This is a genomic window from Lelliottia sp. RD5 (assembly GCF_056032945.1).
On the sequence record NZ_JBVYHQ010000002.1, the window covers coordinates 669,101 to 685,862 of the forward strand.

Consider the following 16,762-nt stretch of genomic DNA (forward strand, 5'->3'; position numbering starts at 1 on the left):
AAGACGGCGCTATGTGGATTGGCATTATCAGCCTGTTTCCTGAAATGTTCCGCGCGATTACTGATTACGGGGTAACTAGCCGGGCAGTAAAAAAAGGCCTGCTGAACATCCAGAGCTGGAGTCCTCGCGACTTCGCGCATGACCGGCACCGTACCGTGGACGAACGTCCTTACGGCGGCGGACCGGGGATGTTAATGATGGTGCAACCCTTACGGGACGCGATTCATACAGCAAAAGCCGCGGCAGGTGAAGGCGCAAAGGTGATTTATCTGTCACCTCAGGGACGCAAGCTTGATCAAGCGGGCGTGAGCGAACTGGCAACGAATCAGAAACTGATTCTGGTCTGTGGTCGCTACGAAGGGATAGATGAGCGTGTAATTCAGACCGAGATTGATGAAGAATGGTCTATCGGCGATTACGTTCTCAGCGGTGGTGAGTTACCGGCAATGACGCTGATTGACTCCGTAGCCCGGTTCATTCCGGGTGTACTGGGCCATGAAGCATCGGCAACAGAAGATTCTTTTGCCGATGGATTGCTGGACTGTCCACACTATACTCGTCCTGAAGTGTTAGAAGGGATGGAGGTACCGGCGGTCTTACTGTCAGGTAACCATGCCGAGATACGTCGCTGGCGTTTGAAGCAGTCGCTGGGCCGCACCTGGCTTAGAAGACCTGAACTTCTGGAAAACCTGGCTCTGACTGAAGAGCAAGCAAAGTTGCTGGCCGAGTTCAAAAAAGAACACGCACACCAGCAGCATAAACATGATGGGATGGCGTAAGCCCCCAAATATCAGTTTACCCAGGATAAGAGATTAAATTATGAGCAACATTATTAAGCAAATTGAACAAGAGCAGATGAAGCAGGACGTACCTTCATTCCGTCCGGGTGATTCCGTGGAAGTGAAAGTATGGGTTGTTGAAGGTACCAAAAAACGTCTGCAGGCATTCGAGGGCGTGGTTATCGCTATTCGTAACCGCGGTCTGCATTCTGCATTCACTGTTCGCAAAATTTCCAACGGCGAAGGCGTTGAGCGTGTCTTCCAGACTCACTCTCCTGTTATTGACAGCATTACTGTTAAACGTCGTGGTGCCGTTCGTAAAGCTAAACTGTACTACCTGCGTGAGCGTACTGGTAAGTCAGCTCGTATCAAAGAGCGTCTTGGCGCTTAAGCGACATCCGTGTTAAAAAGGGCTGGCCGCAAGGCCGGCCCTTTTTTATGCAAATGACTTCACGATGTTAACCATCTTTTCATAAATCATTTACAATGCCTCCTCTTCAATGGAGGGCAATTGGATAACGCATTGCATCATTCAGCCTTGAAACGCGCAGCGGCATGGACCGCGCTGTTTGCGATCTTGCTGATCGTGGTCGCTCCTCTTATCTCCATCTCGCTGCAAAAAGATCCCATGAGCACCCTGCCTGGCATGCATCACGACATGAGTGCTATGCCAATGGATGATCATCATGGTGATACCACCACACACTCAATGCCTGTCGATCATGCGGAGGCATGCGGGTACTGTGTGCTGATGGCGCATGTTCCAGGGATGATTTTAGCCCTGGTGGTGCTGCTCAGTGCCGTCTTGCAGAGGCTTAGCATAAAACTGCCACGCCCGGTGGCGAGCCATTGGCACTATTTCCCCTGGTTATATCCTGATACCCGCGCGCCGCCGCAGTGGGCAGCTTTTTCCCGTTAAAAATAAAACGCACACCTCATTGGGTGTGCCGATAACTTTTTACCTGCACAAAGGAAAAGTATGACCACCTGTACTCCGCGCGCAGCATGGGGGAACCTGCTACGTCGCCTGCATTTTTATATTGGGCTATTTGTCGGCCCGTTTATCTTTTTTGCCGCGCTTACCGGAACCTTGTACGTCGCGACGCCGCAGCTTGAGACTTACATTTACCAGCATGCGCTGTACGGCGAAGTGACTGGTGAACCGCAGTCTTTGGCTAAACAAATTGCAGTGGCTGAAAAAGCAGTGGGTAATGACTTACGTCTCCATGCCGTACGGCCGGGCTTGGCGAGCGATGAAACCACTCGCGTGATGTTTACCGATCCACAACTTGGGCCGTCGGAACATCGGGCTATTTTTATCGATCCCGTCAGTCTTGCGGTACGTGGCGATATGACGGTATATGGAACCAGCGGGATTTTGCCGCTACGCCAGACCATCGATTATCTGCACAGCTCACTGATGCTGGGAGATGTTGGCCGTTTATACAGCGAGCTGGCAGCGTCATGGATGTGGATTGCCGCACTGGGTGGGATTGCGCTGTGGTTTTACACTCGTCCAAAACGGCGCATCAACAATCGATTCCAGAACCGTCGTCGCGTACATGCGTCGTTAGGTTGGGTGCTCCTGGGGGGCATGCTGCTGTTTTCCGCCACCGGGCTCACCTGGTCCCAATGGGCGGGGGGAAATGTCGATAAGTTGCGCGCAGAAATGGATTGGTTAACGCCTCAGGTCAATACCAAACTGCAGGGCGCGGCGGAAGAGGTCGATCCTCACGCTGAACATCGCGGGCATCACAGTGCGATGATGATGCCTGAGACGGCAATGGATCTGACGCTTTTCGACAACAGTCTGCGTGCTGCGCGAGCAGCAGGAATTGATGCCAGAAAGCTGGAGATTCGACCGGCAAAAATGGCCGATCAGGCGTGGACCGTGACGGAAATTGATCGTGGCTGGCCGACACAGGTTGATGCGGTCGCTATTGATCCGCATTCCATGCAAATTATTGATCGCACGCGTTTTGCTGATTTCCCGCTGATGGCGAAGCTGACCCGCTGGGGTGTCGATTTCCATATGGGGATTCTCTTTGGGCTGGCGAATCAGCTGGTGCTGATCGCTTTCGGTATCGCACTGTGCGTGCTGATTGTCTGGGGGTATCGAATGTGGTGGATGCGACGCCCGGCGCAGTCGGCAAGCAACCCTGTACTCACCCTTTGTCAGTGCTGGCTGGCGTTGCCAGTGAGCGGACGGATTGTCTCGCTCATGGTAAGCATTGTGCTGGGGCTGGCAATGCCAGTGATGGGATGCAGTCTGCTGCTTTTTGTGGTGATTGACTGGTTGCGCTGGCGCGCGCAGTCGACGCTATCACTGGCTGAATCAGCAAAATAATCGTTTTAAGGCGTGCTGATCACCACCGCAACACGGCGGTTTTCAGCGCGTCCTTGCGACGTGCCGTTGCTGGCGACCGGATATTTTTTACCTAATCCCTGCGTAGTGAGATTGCTGCGCGGGATATTTGCCCCTTTAGCCCAGGCATCAGCCACCACGTTTGCCCGCTTTAACGACAGGGATTCGTTGTAACTATCCTCACCGTAGTTATCGGTATGCCCATCCATTCGGGCGTGGGTTAATCCCGTTCCCGCCAGGCGCGTAGCCATCGACTGAATTTGCTGCTCGCTCTCCGCTCTGAGTTGCGACTCATTTTTGCCGAATAAAATTTTGTCAGAGAGACCGAGTGACCAGTCACCGTTCATTTCATTGAAGCCGTAAGACTTCATCGCAGCGATTTGTTCTGGCGTAAATTTTCCCTGAGGGGGAGTATGACAGCCCGCCAGAATTGTTGATGCTAATAAAACCGGAGCGAGATATCGCCTGAACATAACGTATTCCTTTTTAAGATATTATTTTTGTACGCTGATTTTTCACCAGATACATATTACGGTCGGCTTGCTCCAGTAATGCCTCTACTGAGGTATTTTCCCACGTAAGAGCAAAGCCAATGCTGAGTGACATGTTTGCGGTGTTCCCGTTATGAAGATCGTACGGACGGAGGAATTGCTGCGAAAGGGCTGCACAAAGTTGTTGGACGTCTGTTGCCGAATGGACGCCGTAAAGAATCATGGCAAACTCATCTCCACCCAGACGATACGATTGATGACGTTTCGCGCCAAACTCGACCATGCGGTTCGCCACTTCAATCAACACACAATCCCCGGCCGCATGGCCCCAGGTGTCGTTGATGAGCTTAAAGTCATCGCCATCAAGGAACAGCAGCGCGGAATTGGTTTGTGCAGAAGAGTCTTTCATCAGCGCCGCAATGCTGTTGCGGAAGGCGGCACGATTTGCAAGACCGGTCAGGGGGTCATGCATCGCGGTTCGCATCAACTGCGCATTTCTCGCCTGTAGCTTAAGCTGCCACTCTTCCATTTCATCCAGCAGGCTATTAAAGTCCTGGCCGAAGCGATGAAATTCTTCAATACGCTCTTCTTCCACCCGACGTGAAAAGTTGCGATTCGATTTAACGTCATGCACAACATCAGTGATGTTTTGTAGTGCGTTGACTATCCCGTTATGCAGAGACTGCGTGATGGACAGTGCAACAAAGGCAGCGAACAGGATACATCCCGTCAGAACGGCGAAAGACATCCAGATAAAGTGGCTGATCAGGCTGTCGCGCGCAGTAATACGCACTTCACCAATAGCATGACCGTTGTGTAAAACGGGCTGAACCGCGGGCGTGGGGAATAACCGGCGGCTGACCAGCGTTCCCAGCGCGTCAGGATTATCGTTGGGATTCCACGACCAGTGCGCAAAACGTTTACCCTGTGCGTCGAGCACTTCGGCTACGGCAAACTGCCCCTGTTTGCCCAGCATAGCAAGCGTTTCGGTGGCGGCTGCTGCGTCGTTGAACACCAGCGAAGCCTCAAGACTGCGGCTCATGGTGGCACTGGTTAATTCGAGATTTTTTTGCGCATATTGTTTTAGCGTGACAACGGAGGCAATCGATAATAACAGCCATATCAGGGTCATAGTGATAACGACGCTAATCATACTGATACGTCTTAACGTTCTTTTAAATGTTGGTCGTGACGTTGAAGTGGATTCCTTATTCATGCTTCTTATTCCGGGCAAGCATTAACACTTCTGGATTAACCCTGACACCACTGCGCGAAAGTGCATCCAGATTTATAGAAAATCGAACTGCGTCTTCATTAATTATCAAGCAGAATGCGCTGCCAATAACACATTCAGTGTTTTGTTCGGCGATTAATAGCAACGCTCTTCCCTGATAACGATTTATTAATTCAAGCTGGCTTGCGGGGGATTCGTTGCCAAAATAAATAGCATCGCAAGTGGCATTGAGTGCTTCAGCGTCGTTATGAACAATCAGCGGAGTATAGGGTAAGGGAACTGACCCACTTTCACTGAGCGCTTGAGCATAGCGTGAAGAGGCAAAAATACAGAGCTTGGGCTGACCAGAGAGCGATGGCCAGCGGGTATAACTGACGATACCAGAGACGATCGCGCGGACTGACTTATCCGTAGGCGTCTGCGTTGCGGCGAGCGTTTCCCCTCCGACAGTCAGAAGTATTAGCGCCAGTGTCAGTTGGCATAAAGAGATCGAAAAATAATGTCTCACACGAAACCGCCACACCGCTCTGAAATATATCTCTCAATATTATCAGCAGAATATCATTTTTTACCGGAGTCGTCATTATGTGAAATTGTTGTTCACTTGACTTAAGTAAAATCTAAAGCTGCATTGAATGCAGTCGCTATGCGATAAAGTCAATTAAGTCTGGAAGCGCGTAAGCCTTCATCCATCCCTTTTTGCCAGGCGTGACGCAATAAGTCCGAATTTTCTGCTGTATCGCAACTGGCTGGGAATATTTTCCCCGAGAGACCCCACGCATAGACAAAATCTTCAGTACATATTCTTTTCTGGCCATCCGCATAGCCGCGAAGATATTCACTACGATTGACATCGGGATCGTTAAAGTTATCGGCTAGCGTTTCATTGCTTTTTACCGACGCACCGTTCATGGCATCTTCTTTGCCGGCAGTAAACCAGCTGGTGCCGGTCCAGGTTGGCTGGAAGGTATAGGGATTGATTTGACAGCCTGTCAATAGCAGTGCCAGCAGGGCGAAAACCAGTGGGCGCATAATTATTCTCCTTTTCGTTCAGCATAGCCTGGCGTTTAGAAATGCGACTGTAATTTTATTTTTACAGTTTTGGCGAGATTATTTTGCCGAAACATATCAATTGTAAACTAAAATTTACGGATTTTGGATTGAAATCTTTACTTCTTGTGGTATTGTGAGTTCACCTCATTGAGGAAAACACTATCGCAAACGAGCATTACAGGATCGCCATCATGCAAAAAGACGCGCTGAACAACGTACATATTACCGACGAGCAGGTTTTGATCACTCCGGATCAGTTAAAGCGGGAATTCCCACTGAGTTCTGAGCAAGAAGCGCAAATCGAGCAGTCGCGCCAGACCATCTCAGACATTATTGCTGGTCGCGATCCGCGCCTGCTGGTGGTGTGTGGCCCTTGCTCAATTCACGATCCTGAAACCGCGATTGAATATGCTCGTCGATTTAAAGTGTTAGCCGAAGAGGTCAGCGATAGCCTCTACCTGGTTATGCGTGTCTATTTTGAAAAACCTCGTACCACCGTGGGCTGGAAGGGTTTGATCAACGACCCGCATATGGATGGCTCGTTTGATGTGGAATCCGGCCTGAAGATTGCGCGTCATCTGCTGGTTGAACTGGTCAGCATGGGGCTGCCACTGGCGACTGAAGCGCTCGATCCGAATAGCCCGCAATACCTTGGCGATCTGTTTAGCTGGTCTGCGATTGGTGCACGTACAACTGAATCACAAACCCACCGCGAGATGGCTTCTGGCCTGTCGATGCCGGTTGGTTTTAAAAATGGCACCGACGGCAGTCTGGCCACCGCGATCAACGCCATGCGTGCTGCTGCCATGCCGCACCGCTTTGTCGGGATTAACCAGGCCGGGCAGGTTTGCCTGCTGCAAACTCAGGGTAACCCGGATGGGCATGTGATTTTGCGTGGCGGTAAAGCACCGAACTACAGTCCCGCTGATGTGGCGCAGTGTGAAAAAGAGATGGAACAGGCGGGACTGCGTCCTGCTCTGATGGTAGATTGCAGCCATGGTAATTCGAACAAAGATTACCGTCGCCAGCCTGCGGTTGCGGAATCCGTAGTCGCACAAATTAAAGATGGTAACCGTTCTATTATTGGTCTGATGATTGAGAGCAATATCCACGAAGGTAATCAGTCGTCTGAACAGCCGCGCAGTGCGATGAAACACGGTGTGTCCGTTACGGATGCCTGCATCAGTTGGGAAGCGACAGACGCCTTGCTGCGTGAGATCCACAAAGATTTGAACGGTCAACTGGCGACGCGTCTGGCTTAAGAGGTTTTTATGGTTGCAGAATTGACCGCACTGCGCGATCAAATTGATGAAGTGGACAAGGCGCTGCTGGATCTTCTGGCACGCCGCATGTCGCTGGTCGCTGAAGTCGGTGAAGTGAAAAGCAAATACGGTTTGCCGATTTATGTGCCAGAGCGTGAGGCGTCAATGCTGGCGTCGCGACGTGATGAAGCGCAGTCCATGGGGCTCTCCCCTGATTTAATTGAAGATATACTGCGCCGCGTGATGCGTGAGTCTTACTCCAGCGAGAACGACAAAGGCTTTAAAACCCTGTGTCCGTCGTTGCGCCCGGTGGTGATTGTGGGTGGCGGTGGCCAGATGGGGCGTCTGTTTGAGAAAATGCTGACGCTTTCTGGCTATCAAGTGCGGATTCTTGAAAAAGAGGATTGGGCGCGTGCGGCAGATTTGCTGGCTGATGCGGGCATGGTTATCGTCAGCGTGCCGATTCATGTCACTGAGCAGATTATTGCCAGGCTCCCACCGCTCCCGGATGACTGCATTCTGGTTGATCTGGCGTCCGTGAAAAATGGTCCACTCCAGGCGATGATGAAGGCGCACAAAGGCCCGGTATTGGGGTTACACCCTATGTTTGGCCCGGACAGCGGCAGTCTGGCGAAACAGGTGGTCGTATACTGCGATGGTCGTCAGCCCGAAACCTACCAGTGGTTCCTTGAACAGATTCAGGTATGGGGCGCACGCTTACATCGCATTAGCGCTGTAGAACACGATCAGAACATGGCGTTTATTCAGGCGCTGCGCCACTTTGCGACCTTTGCCTATGGCTTGCATCTGGCGGAAGAGAACGTTCAGCTTGAGCAGTTGTTGGCGCTCTCGTCACCGATCTACCGTCTCGAACTGGCCATGGTGGGGCGTCTGTTTGCGCAGGATCCGCAGCTTTACGCGGATATTATTATGTCGTCAGAGAATAATCTGGCGCTGATCAAACGTTATTATCAGCGTTTTGGTGAGGCTATCGCGTTACTCGAACAAGGCAATAAGCAGGCGTTTATCGACAGTTTCCGTAAGGTCGAGCACTGGTTTGGGGATTACGCGAAACGTTTCCAGAACGAAAGCCGTACCTTGTTGCGCCAGGCGAACGATAGTCGCCAGTAGCCCAGTGATGTATATACTAAAAGCCAGCTAAGCTGGCTTTTTTCATTTTGGGGATGGGTCATGGTTGAACCGCACGTTTTGTTTGATTACACCGGGCATTTACCTGAATGCCCTACCTGGAGTGAGTGCGAGAATGCACTCTATTGGGCGGATATTCTGGAAGGTGAGATTCATCGGTATCATCTCCCGACGGCTGCTCACTCTGTGCTGTCTTTCCACGAAGAAGTCGGGTGTTTTGCATTACGCGAAAAGGGCGGTTTTATCGTGGCAATGCGTAATGCTATCTGGCTTGCTGACAAACAAGGTTTGCTCCAGCGCAAAGTTTGCGACAACCCCTCCAACCCTCAGCTGGCACGCTTTAATGATGGCGGGACCGATCATCTTGGGCGTTTTTATGCGGGGACATTTTGGGGGCCCGGGGATTATAACGGCGCAATACTAATGCGTATTGATAACGACCTGACCCCTCACGTTATTCAGTGTGATATCCACGGGCATAATGGCCTGGCGTTTAGCCCGGACCACCACTGGATGTTTACCTCGGATACGCCCAATAGCGTGATTTACCGTACGCCGTTAAATGAACACGGTGAACCGGGGACGCGTGAAGACTTTCGCCGGTTTGAAAAGGGAGAGGGAATACCTGACGGTGCGGCGATGGACGTTGAAGGGTGCTACTGGAGTGCGCTGTTCGACGGCTGGCGTATTGCCCGTTTTTCACCCCAGGGTGAACAGCTGGAAGAATATCGACTGCCGGTGCGTTGTCCGACGATGGTCTGCTTTGGTGGGGATGACATGAAAACGCTGTTTGTCACGACGACGCGGGAGAATATGGACGCTGAAGAGGTGGCCCAATATCCACTTTCTGGCGCGATCTTCACCCTGCCAGTCAACGTGGCAGGAATGAAGAAAAGCCGCTTTATCGAATGTTAAACGGGATCGACCGGCACCACGTTTTCGCCTGGATAACAGCCCAACACCTTCATTGAACGGGTGATTTCACCCAGTTCACGCAGGGCTTTCTGCATGGACGCGGACTCCAGGTTGGCCTGGATATCGAGATAAAACATCTCTTCCCACGGATTTCCGTTGATTGGACGGGACTCCAGCTTGGTCATGATCAGATTGTGGTTACGCAGAACCAGCAGCGCTTCAACCAACGCGCCGGCTTGCTGACCCGTTGCCATGAGCAGCGTCGTTTTGGCTGGCACCTGTTCGGATACGTTGATGGCTTTGCGCGCCAGAACCACGAAGCGGGTGATGTTTTGCGTTTGATTTGCCAGGTTCCGCTCCAGTACCTGCAATCCATACAGCGCACCGCCGGCTTCGCTGCCCAACGCCGCAACGGTTGGCGAATTAGCCTGCGCGACTTTTTCCATCGCTGCTGAGGTACTTTCGGTGTACTCAATTTTCCAGTTCGGATAGCGATTCAGGAACTGACTGCACTGCTGGAACGGCTGCGGGTGGCTGTAGACCGTGGTGATCTGGCTGAGATCGGTTGAACCCGAAACCAGAACGCAATGGTCAATAGGGATATTCAGTTCGCCAACCAGCGACAGACTGGTGTGCTGGAGCAGATCGTAGACATCGTTTATCGCCCCTGAGCTGGTGTTTTCAATCGGGACGACGGCGTAATCAGCTTGGCCAGTTTCGACCTGATTGAAAATATCGGCGAATTTTGCGCAACCGCTCTCAATGAACTCTTCGAAATGACGCGCCGCATACTGGCGTGCAGCAAGATGGGAATACGAACCTTTTGGACCAAGGAAGGCCACGCGCGCTGAGTGCGGGTTAGTTTGATTCAAATGCTGTTGCAGCAACGCCTGCTGGGTGAGAACGGAATCTTCGATGATGAGCTGAAAAAGGCGAGTGATGTAGTGCGCATCAAGATGATGGGCTTTACCAAGCTGAATCAGGCGTTCCAGCAAATCACGCTCGCGATCGATGTCTCGCACCGGGCGGTGGGAATCCAGCTTGGCTTTACCCACGTCGACTGCAAGCGCACGGCGTTCTGCCAGCAGTGCCAGTAGTTTCTCGTCCAGCGCGCTGATTTTTACTCGCAGATCCAGTAACGGGTTTTCCGATGTCATAGCGTTGCCTATTTCGTTTATTGTTATCATAAAAAAAGGCCTCCCGGTTTGGGAGGCCTTGTTGTTCGTCTTCGCATTCTTTATCACACGACGAAACGCCTCCCATTCAGGGGAAGGTAAAAAAGAATGCGAAGAAAAACGGGGTATATTTCATGAATTCATCCTGTGAGTGATAGCTCTAAAGTACCCGTACTGTTTTCATTCTGTCAATAAAAAACGCGCCCGAAGGCGCGTTGGCGGTACACTCAATTTAAAGGATTACTCTTCTTCAACTTCTTCCGCTAAGCTTGCGTCTTTCACCGATGTAGCGGCGCGACGGGCTTCGCCTTTGTGTTGCACTTTATTGAGCTGCCGTTCCAGCTTGTTGATCAAATCGTTGATAGCCGTGTACATATCTTCGTGTTTAGCGCTGGCGACCAGATGGCCGTTAGGAGTATTGATAGTTGCATCAGCGGTAAAACCCTTCGGTTCCTTAGACAGAATGATATGTGGGTTAATCAGGTGTGTTTGCCATTTATCCAGTTTGGCGAGACGGTCTGCGACGTGCTGGCGGATTGCCGGAGTAATTTCCATTTGTTTACTGGTAATGTTCACTGTCATAAAAGTTACCTCTTGTCTTTCCGTCTTAGTGATTCCAGCATACCTTTCCCAATGTCAAAATGTGTGATCTAAATCACGTATTTTTGTCACTTTTTGTCAGGGAACCTTTTTTGTGAGGCTCGACAGGAACACGCGTCTTTTTGCTTGTCGAAGTGATGATTTGCAGCCATAGTTGATAGGATTGGTCGGGGCTAGAGCGCCCCAACAAGCGATGAAATGATTAAAAAAACGGCAGCCCATGGGCTGCCGTTTTGCATGGCGTAAAGAAATCAGGTATTGCTGCTGTTCGCGGCAATGATCTTCGCCACTTTCTCTGCCTGAGCGTTCATCTGCATCTGGCGATAGGCATTTTCCATCAGCTTCAGTGCGTCGCGGGTCGCCTGAGTATCAGGGTAATCACGCAGCATTCCTTCTACGCGGTTCACCACTGCCACCCATGCACCACGGCGGGTATAGTATTCGGCTACGGAGTATTCATACTTAGCCAGACGATCTTTCAGGAACACCAGACGCTTGGTCGCATCGGTGATGTACTGGCTGTTTGGATATCCGCGTACCAGTTTTGAGAAATCGTTGAAGGCATCGCGTGCGTGCTGCGGGTCGCGGTCAGAACGATCCACACCGAAGAAACCTTGCAGGGCACTGTCATCCAGCGCCATGTTGGTTAGGCCACGCATATACATGACGTAATCAATGTTAGGATGAGTCGGATTCAGACGCATGAAGCGATCAATTGTTGCCTGAGCCAGCGGCAGATCGGCGTTTTTGTAGTAGGCGTAGATAAGATCTAACTGTACCTGCTGGGAATAAGGACCAAATGGATAACGATTATCCAGCGCTTCCAGTTGCGTTATGGCCTGTTTCCAGTTACCGTCCTGGAGTTTTTGCTGAGCAGTCGCATAGATTTCATTCGGCGGATTGTCAGGGACCTGTTCATTTGAACCGGAGCAGCCCACCAAAGCCAGGCTCAACGTGGCCGCTGCCACCAGATATTTCATGCGCGTCATGACGTTTTGACTTTCCTCAAATGTTTGTCCGGGAGAATCTCTTTCCTGCTCCCGATTAAGACCAGCTACAATAGCACACTATATTATACGGCAAAGCCGTAAAACCCAACGTTAAACGAAGAAGCAGTCTATGGCACAACGAGTAGAACTCACCGCAACAGTCTCCGAAAATCAGCTCGGTCAACGCTTAGATCAAGCTTTGGCCGAAATGTTCCCTGATTATTCGCGTTCACGCATAAAAGAATGGATTCTTGACCAGCGCGTGCTGGTTAACGGCAAAGTTTGGGACAAGCCAAAAGAGAAAGTGTTAGGTGGGGAAGTGGTCGCCATCAATGCTGAAATTGATGAAGAAGTGCGTTTTGAAGCACAAGATATCCCGCTGACGATTGTCTATGAAGATGATGACATTCTGGTGATCAACAAGCCTCGCGGCCTGGTTGTCCACCCGGGTGCTGGCAATCCTGATGGTACAGTGCTGAATGCGCTGCTCCATTACTATCCGCCGATTACCGATGTACCGCGCGCAGGCATCGTGCATCGTCTGGATAAAGACACAACCGGTTTGATGGTCGTCGCAAAAACTGTTCCCGCGCAGACGCGTCTGGTGGAATCATTGCAGCTGCGTGAAATCACCCGTGAATATGAAGCGGTCGCGATTGGTCACATGACCTCAGGCGGTACGGTAGAAGAACCGATTAGCCGTCACCCGACCAAACGCACCCATATGTCAGTGCACCCGATGGGGAAACCCGCGGTAACGCATTACCGCATTATGGAACATTTCCGCATTCATACGCGTTTGCGTCTGCGTCTGGAAACGGGCCGTACTCACCAGATCCGTGTGCACATGTCACACATTACGCATCCGCTGGTGGGCGATCAGGTTTATGGCGGGCGCCCGCGCCCACCGAAAGGGGCTTCTGAAGAGTTTATCAGCACGCTGCGTAAATTTGATCGTCAGGCTTTGCACGCCACGATGCTGCGTCTATATCACCCAATTACGGGCATCGAGATGGAATGGCATGCGCCAATTCCTCAGGATATGGTCGAGCTCATCGAAGCGATGCGTGCAGACTTTGAAGAGCATAAGGATAAAGTGGACTGGTTATGACCAAACTCATTGTCCCGGAGTGGCCGCTACCTAAGGGTGTGGCTGCCTGTAGTTCTACCCGAATCGGCGGTGTGAGTCAGGATGCGTGGGAGTCACTGAATTTAGGTGCGCACTGCGGCGATAACCTTGACCATGTTGACGAAAACCGCAAGCGGATGTTTGCGGCGGGGCATCTGCCTTCAAAACCGGTTTGGCTTGAGCAGGTGCATGGCACTGACGTATTGACGTTAACGGGCGAGCCCTATACCTCAAAACGTGCGGATGCTTCATACAGCAATACTCCCGGGACAGTGTGTGCCGTTATGACTGCGGACTGTTTGCCCGTTCTGTTGTGCAATCAAGCCGGTACAGAAGTTGCAGCAGCGCATGCCGGATGGCGTGGGCTGTGTGCGGGCGTTCTGGAAGAGACCGTGGCATGTTTTGCAGATCGTCCGGAGAACATCATTGCCTGGCTTGGTCCGGCAATCGGTCCACTGGCCTTTGAAGTCGGCCCTGAAGTGCGGGACGCTTTCATTGCAGAAGATGCGCAGGCGGCGAGTGCGTTTCAGGTAAAAGGTAATAAATATCTGGCTGATATTTATCAACTAGCTCGCCAGCGCTTAAACAATGTCGGCATCACGCAAATCTTCGGCGGCGACCGGTGTACCTTCACAGAAAAGGGTGATTTTTTCTCTTATCGTCGCGACAACACCACGGGTCGTATGGCAAGTTTCATTTGGCTGATATAACCTAGAGAATCAAGACGATCCGGCACGCGCCGTTTTCTTTTCGCATAATTCAGGTCATTAACCTTGAATAATTGAGGGATGACCTCATTTAATCTCCAGTAGCAAATTTGACCTGTTATGGGAGGAGTTATGCGTCTGGATCGTCTTACCAATAAATTCCAGCTTGCTCTCGCCGACGCCCAGTCACTCGCACTGGGGCGCGACAACCAATTTATCGAACCTCTTCATTTAATGAGTGCCTTGCTGAATCAGGAAGGGGGATCGATACGTCCTTTACTTACGTCTGCTGGCATTAATGCTGGCCAGTTACGCACAGCCATCGATCAGGCACTGAGTCGTTTGCCGCAGGTAGAAGGTACCGGTGGTGACGTACAGCCATCACAGGACCTGGTGCGTGTACTGAATCTTTGCGACAAGCTGGCGCAAAAACGTGGGGACAACTTTATTTCGTCAGAACTTTTCGTTCTGGCTGCGCTTGAATCACGCGGCACCCTGACCGATCTGTTGAAATCGGCCGGAGCCACAACCGCCAACGTGAGTCAGGCGATTGATCAAATGCGTGGAGGTGATAGCGTGAACGACCAGGGAGCCGAAGACCAACGTCAGGCTTTGAAGAAATTTACCATTGATCTGACCGAACGTGCCGAGCAGGGCAAACTCGATCCGGTCATTGGTCGTGATGAAGAGATTCGTCGAACCATTCAGGTGCTGCAACGCCGCACCAAAAATAACCCGGTGCTGATCGGTGAGCCAGGTGTGGGTAAAACCGCCATCGTCGAAGGTTTGGCGCAGCGAATTGTTAACGGTGAAGTGCCAGAGGGCTTGAAAGGTCGGCGTGTTTTAGCGTTGGACATGGGGTCGCTGGTGGCCGGTGCGAAATACCGCGGTGAGTTTGAAGAGCGTCTGAAAGGAGTTCTAAACGATCTGTCGAAACAGGAAGGCAATGTCATTCTGTTTATAGATGAACTGCACACAATGGTCGGGGCAGGTAAAGCCGATGGCGCCATGGATGCGGGTAATATGCTGAAACCCGCTCTGGCACGCGGTGAATTGCACTGCGTGGGGGCCACCACGCTTGACGAGTACCGTCAGTACATCGAAAAAGATGCAGCACTTGAGCGTCGTTTCCAGAAGGTATTTGTCGCCGAGCCGACAGTTGAAGACACCATTGCTATTCTGCGTGGCCTGAAAGAGCGCTATGAGCTGCACCATCATGTGCAGATTACTGACCCGGCAATTGTCGCGGCGGCAACGTTGTCGCACCGCTATATTGCCGACAGACAGCTGCCAGATAAAGCCATCGACCTGATTGATGAAGCCGCATCCAGTATTCGTATGCAGATAGACTCGAAACCGGAAGAGCTCGACAGGCTGGATCGCCGAATCATTCAGCTCAAGCTTGAACAGCAGGCGCTGAAGAAAGAGTCTGATGACGCGAGTAAAAAACGCCTTGATATGCTTAATGAGGAACTGGACGACAAAGAGCGCCAGTACTCCGAGTTAGAAGAGGAGTGGAAAGCGGAGAAAGCGTCACTTTCTGGAACGCAGACTATCAAGGCTGAGCTTGAGCAGGCGAAAATTGCAATCGAACAGGCTCGTCGCGTAGGCGATCTGGGACGAATGTCAGAGTTGCAGTACGGCAAAATTCCTGAGCTGGAAAAACAGCTTGAGTTTGCCATGCAGTCTGAAGGTAAAACGATGCGGCTGCTGCGTAACAAAGTGACCGATGTCGAAATTGCCGACGTGCTGGCTCGTTGGACCGGCATTCCTGTCGCCCGCATGCTCGAAGGTGAACGCGATAAACTGCTGCGTATGGAGCATGACCTGCATCATCGCGTGATTGGTCAGAATGAAGCTGTCGAAGCGGTATCGAATGCTATTCGCCGTAGCCGCGCGGGATTGTCTGATCCGAATCGTCCTATTGGTTCGTTCCTGTTCCTTGGACCTACGGGGGTGGGTAAAACGGAACTGTGTAAAGCGCTGGCGAACTTTATGTTTGATAGCGATGACGCGATGGTGCGTATCGATATGTCGGAGTTTATGGAGAAACATTCCGTCTCGCGTTTGGTTGGGGCGCCTCCGGGATATGTGGGTTATGAAGAAGGCGGTTATCTGACAGAAGCTGTGCGTCGTCGCCCTTATTCCGTCATCCTGCTGGATGAAGTGGAAAAGGCACATCCGGATGTCTTCAATATCCTGTTGCAGGTATTGGACGATGGTCGACTGACGGATGGGCAGGGGAGAACGGTCGATTTCCGTAATACGGTTATCATTATGACCTCGAACCTGGGTTCCGATTTGATTCAGGAACGATTCGGCGAACTTGATTACGGCCATATGAAAGATCTGGTGATGGGCGTGGTGAGCCACAGTTTCCGTCCAGAATTCATTAACCGTATAGATGAAGTCGTGGTCTTCCACCCTCTGGGTGAGAAACACATTGCTTCTATTGCTCAGATCCAGTTGCAGCGTTTGTATAAACGTCTTGAAGATCGTGGCTATGAAATCCACATCTCTGACGATGCGCTGAAGCTGCTAAGCGAAAATGGTTACGATCCGGTGTATGGTGCTCGACCTTTGAAACGGGCTATCCAGCAGCAGATTGAAAACCCATTGGCACAACAGCTTCTTTCCGGGGAGCTGGTCCCAGGGAAAATCATCCGTCTGGAAGTGAACGAAGACCGAATCGTTGCAGTACAGTAAGCCGTGAAACAGCAAAACGAGCCCTTAGGGGCTCGTTTTTGTTTGGAAATTGAGCTGGGTTGTTTGTTTAAAAATCAAATTGCCTGGAAAATAGACGCTTGAAAAATAATTTTCACTTTATACTTGCGGCCTCAGAATAACTCCCTATAATGCGCCTCCACTGACACGGAACAACGGAACACAAGCCGCCGGGTCAGCGGAGTTCAGT

At 51.4% G+C, this 16,762-nt stretch carries 18 protein-coding genes and 1 other annotated feature; of the genes, 10 read left to right on the top strand and 8 right to left on the bottom strand.

The genetic code is table 11. The features are described 5' to 3' along the window. Nucleotides 1–11 precede the first annotated feature (11 nt). The 4 genes from trmD to AC0LWE_RS10940 all read left to right on the top strand — a co-directional run bounded on the left by trmD (nucleotide 12) and on the right by AC0LWE_RS10940 (nucleotide 3,126). The gene (gene trmD / locus AC0LWE_RS10925) at nucleotides 12–779 is read left to right on the top strand and encodes a tRNA (guanosine(37)-N1)-methyltransferase TrmD (RefSeq protein ID WP_219347480.1); all 768 of its coding nucleotides are present in this window, start codon (nucleotides 12–14) and stop codon (nucleotides 777–779) included. 40 nt (nucleotides 780–819) lie between these two features. Beyond that, a complete protein-coding gene (gene rplS / locus AC0LWE_RS10930) occupies nucleotides 820–1,170 on the top strand; it encodes a 50S ribosomal protein L19 (protein WP_131489437.1) in 351 nt (116 codons plus the stop codon). Nucleotides 1,171–1,290: 120 nt separating this feature from the next. After that, the gene (locus tag AC0LWE_RS10935) at nucleotides 1,291–1,698 is read left to right on the top strand and encodes a DUF2946 domain-containing protein (protein WP_131489436.1); all 408 of its coding nucleotides are present in this window, start codon (nucleotides 1,291–1,293) and stop codon (nucleotides 1,696–1,698) included. Between the two features lie 60 nt (nucleotides 1,699–1,758). Further along, nucleotides 1,759–3,126 (top strand): PepSY-associated TM helix domain-containing protein, encoded by a 1,368-nt coding sequence (locus tag AC0LWE_RS10940; protein WP_219347481.1) that lies wholly within the window; start codon nucleotides 1,759–1,761, stop codon nucleotides 3,124–3,126. Nucleotides 3,127–3,131: 5 nt separating this feature from the next. Here AC0LWE_RS10940 and AC0LWE_RS10945 read toward each other — a convergent pair whose 3' ends face one another. The 4 genes from AC0LWE_RS10945 to AC0LWE_RS10960 all read right to left on the bottom strand — a co-directional run bounded on the left by AC0LWE_RS10945 (nucleotide 3,132) and on the right by AC0LWE_RS10960 (nucleotide 5,901). After that, nucleotides 3,132–3,617, bottom strand: a complete 486-nt coding sequence (locus AC0LWE_RS10945) for an OmpA family protein (RefSeq protein WP_219347482.1) — start codon at nucleotides 3,615–3,617, stop codon at nucleotides 3,132–3,134. 13 nt (nucleotides 3,618–3,630) lie between these two features. Continuing rightward, nucleotides 3,631–4,851, bottom strand: a complete 1,221-nt coding sequence (dgcN, locus tag AC0LWE_RS10950; protein WP_174343712.1) for a diguanylate cyclase DgcN/YfiN — start codon at nucleotides 4,849–4,851, stop codon at nucleotides 3,631–3,633. Continuing rightward, nucleotides 4,844–5,377 (bottom strand): regulatory sequestration protein YfiR, encoded by a 534-nt coding sequence (gene yfiR, locus AC0LWE_RS10955; RefSeq protein ID WP_131489433.1) that lies wholly within the window; start codon nucleotides 5,375–5,377, stop codon nucleotides 4,844–4,846. The genes dgcN and yfiR overlap by 8 nt, the downstream gene beginning before the upstream one ends. A 149-nt stretch (nucleotides 5,378–5,526) precedes the next feature. Beyond that, nucleotides 5,527–5,901: a DUF2799 domain-containing protein gene (locus AC0LWE_RS10960; RefSeq protein ID WP_059177796.1), complete on the bottom strand. Its 375-nt coding sequence runs from the start codon at nucleotides 5,899–5,901 to the stop codon at nucleotides 5,527–5,529. A gap of 212 nt (nucleotides 5,902–6,113) precedes the next feature. Here AC0LWE_RS10960 and aroF point away from each other — a divergent pair, with 212 nt between their 5' ends. The 3 genes from aroF to AC0LWE_RS10975 are packed head-to-tail and all read left to right on the top strand — an operon-like array spanning nucleotide 6,114 to nucleotide 9,248. Then, complete coding sequence (gene aroF / locus AC0LWE_RS10965) at nucleotides 6,114–7,184, top strand: 3-deoxy-7-phosphoheptulonate synthase AroF (protein ID WP_202668610.1); 1,071 nt, start codon at nucleotides 6,114–6,116, stop codon at nucleotides 7,182–7,184. Between the two features lie 9 nt (nucleotides 7,185–7,193). Next, entirely contained in the window at nucleotides 7,194–8,315 is a 1,122-nt protein-coding gene (gene tyrA / locus AC0LWE_RS10970) for a bifunctional chorismate mutase/prephenate dehydrogenase (RefSeq protein ID WP_059177798.1), read from the top strand. A gap of 60 nt (nucleotides 8,316–8,375) precedes the next feature. After that, complete coding sequence (locus AC0LWE_RS10975; RefSeq protein ID WP_219347484.1) at nucleotides 8,376–9,248, top strand: SMP-30/gluconolactonase/LRE family protein; 873 nt, start codon at nucleotides 8,376–8,378, stop codon at nucleotides 9,246–9,248. On the opposite strand, the gene pheA is transcribed toward AC0LWE_RS10975, so the two are convergent. The 4 genes from pheA to bamD form a co-directional block, all read right to left on the bottom strand. After that, on the bottom strand, nucleotides 9,245–10,405 hold the full coding sequence (gene pheA, locus AC0LWE_RS10980; RefSeq protein ID WP_202693691.1) for a bifunctional chorismate mutase/prephenate dehydratase: 1,161 nt from the start codon (nucleotides 10,403–10,405) through the stop codon (nucleotides 9,245–9,247). The two genes, AC0LWE_RS10975 and pheA, sit on opposite strands and share 4 nt — an antisense overlap. Before the next feature lie 29 nt (nucleotides 10,406–10,434). Continuing rightward, nucleotides 10,435–10,560: a sequence feature (Phe leader region), on the bottom strand. Next, entirely contained in the window at nucleotides 10,512–10,559 is a 48-nt protein-coding gene (gene pheL / locus AC0LWE_RS10985; protein ID WP_106379811.1) for a pheA operon leader peptide PheL, read from the bottom strand. Its footprint overlaps the feature before it by 48 nt. Nucleotides 10,561–10,663: 103 nt before the next feature. Further along, complete coding sequence (raiA, locus tag AC0LWE_RS10990; protein WP_059177801.1) at nucleotides 10,664–11,005, bottom strand: ribosome-associated translation inhibitor RaiA; 342 nt, start codon at nucleotides 11,003–11,005, stop codon at nucleotides 10,664–10,666. A 269-nt stretch (nucleotides 11,006–11,274) separates the two neighbouring features. Beyond that, a complete protein-coding gene (gene bamD, locus AC0LWE_RS10995) occupies nucleotides 11,275–12,012 on the bottom strand; it encodes an outer membrane protein assembly factor BamD (RefSeq protein WP_131489430.1) in 738 nt (245 codons plus the stop codon). A 130-nt stretch (nucleotides 12,013–12,142) separates the two neighbouring features. On the opposite strand from bamD, the gene rluD reads away from it, so the two are divergent. The 3 genes from rluD (at nucleotide 12,143) to clpB (ending at nucleotide 16,554) form a co-directional block, all read left to right on the top strand. Beyond that, nucleotides 12,143–13,123 carry a 23S rRNA pseudouridine(1911/1915/1917) synthase RluD gene (rluD, locus tag AC0LWE_RS11000; protein WP_059177803.1) on the top strand — a complete coding sequence of 327 codons (981 nt, stop codon included), beginning with the start codon at nucleotides 12,143–12,145 and terminating at the stop codon, nucleotides 13,121–13,123. Further along, complete coding sequence (gene yfiH / locus AC0LWE_RS11005; RefSeq protein ID WP_202713645.1) at nucleotides 13,120–13,851, top strand: purine nucleoside phosphorylase YfiH; 732 nt, start codon at nucleotides 13,120–13,122, stop codon at nucleotides 13,849–13,851. Before rluD ends, yfiH begins: the two co-directional genes overlap by 4 nt. A gap of 129 nt (nucleotides 13,852–13,980) precedes the next feature. Then, on the top strand, nucleotides 13,981–16,554 hold the full coding sequence (gene clpB, locus AC0LWE_RS11010) for an ATP-dependent chaperone ClpB (RefSeq protein WP_059177805.1): 2,574 nt from the start codon (nucleotides 13,981–13,983) through the stop codon (nucleotides 16,552–16,554). Nucleotides 16,555–16,762: the final 208 nt, after the last annotated feature.

Coding starts and splice junctions, on each gene's coding strand:
- trmD (WP_219347480.1), top strand. CDS start 12: ATGTGGATTGGCATTATCAGCCTGTTTCCTGAAATGTTCCGCGCGATT.
- rplS (WP_131489437.1), top strand. CDS start 820: ATGAGCAACATTATTAAGCAAATTGAACAAGAGCAGATGAAGCAGGAC.
- AC0LWE_RS10940 (WP_219347481.1), top strand. CDS start 1,759: ATGACCACCTGTACTCCGCGCGCAGCATGGGGGAACCTGCTACGTCGC.
- AC0LWE_RS10945 (WP_219347482.1), bottom strand. CDS start 3,617: ATGTTCAGGCGATATCTCGCTCCGGTTTTATTAGCATCAACAATTCTG.
- dgcN (WP_174343712.1), bottom strand. CDS start 4,851: ATGAATAAGGAATCCACTTCAACGTCACGACCAACATTTAAAAGAACG.
- AC0LWE_RS10960 (WP_059177796.1), bottom strand. CDS start 5,901: ATGCGCCCACTGGTTTTCGCCCTGCTGGCACTGCTATTGACAGGCTGT.
- aroF (WP_202668610.1), top strand. CDS start 6,114: ATGCAAAAAGACGCGCTGAACAACGTACATATTACCGACGAGCAGGTT.
- tyrA (WP_059177798.1), top strand. CDS start 7,194: ATGGTTGCAGAATTGACCGCACTGCGCGATCAAATTGATGAAGTGGAC.
- AC0LWE_RS10975 (WP_219347484.1), top strand. CDS start 8,376: ATGGTTGAACCGCACGTTTTGTTTGATTACACCGGGCATTTACCTGAA.
- pheA (WP_202693691.1), bottom strand. CDS start 10,405: ATGACATCGGAAAACCCGTTACTGGATCTGCGAGTAAAAATCAGCGCG.
- raiA (WP_059177801.1), bottom strand. CDS start 11,005: ATGACAGTGAACATTACCAGTAAACAAATGGAAATTACTCCGGCAATC.
- bamD (WP_131489430.1), bottom strand. CDS start 12,012: ATGACGCGCATGAAATATCTGGTGGCAGCGGCCACGTTGAGCCTGGCT.
- rluD (WP_059177803.1), top strand. CDS start 12,143: ATGGCACAACGAGTAGAACTCACCGCAACAGTCTCCGAAAATCAGCTC.
- yfiH (WP_202713645.1), top strand. CDS start 13,120: ATGACCAAACTCATTGTCCCGGAGTGGCCGCTACCTAAGGGTGTGGCT.
- clpB (WP_059177805.1), top strand. CDS start 13,981: ATGCGTCTGGATCGTCTTACCAATAAATTCCAGCTTGCTCTCGCCGAC.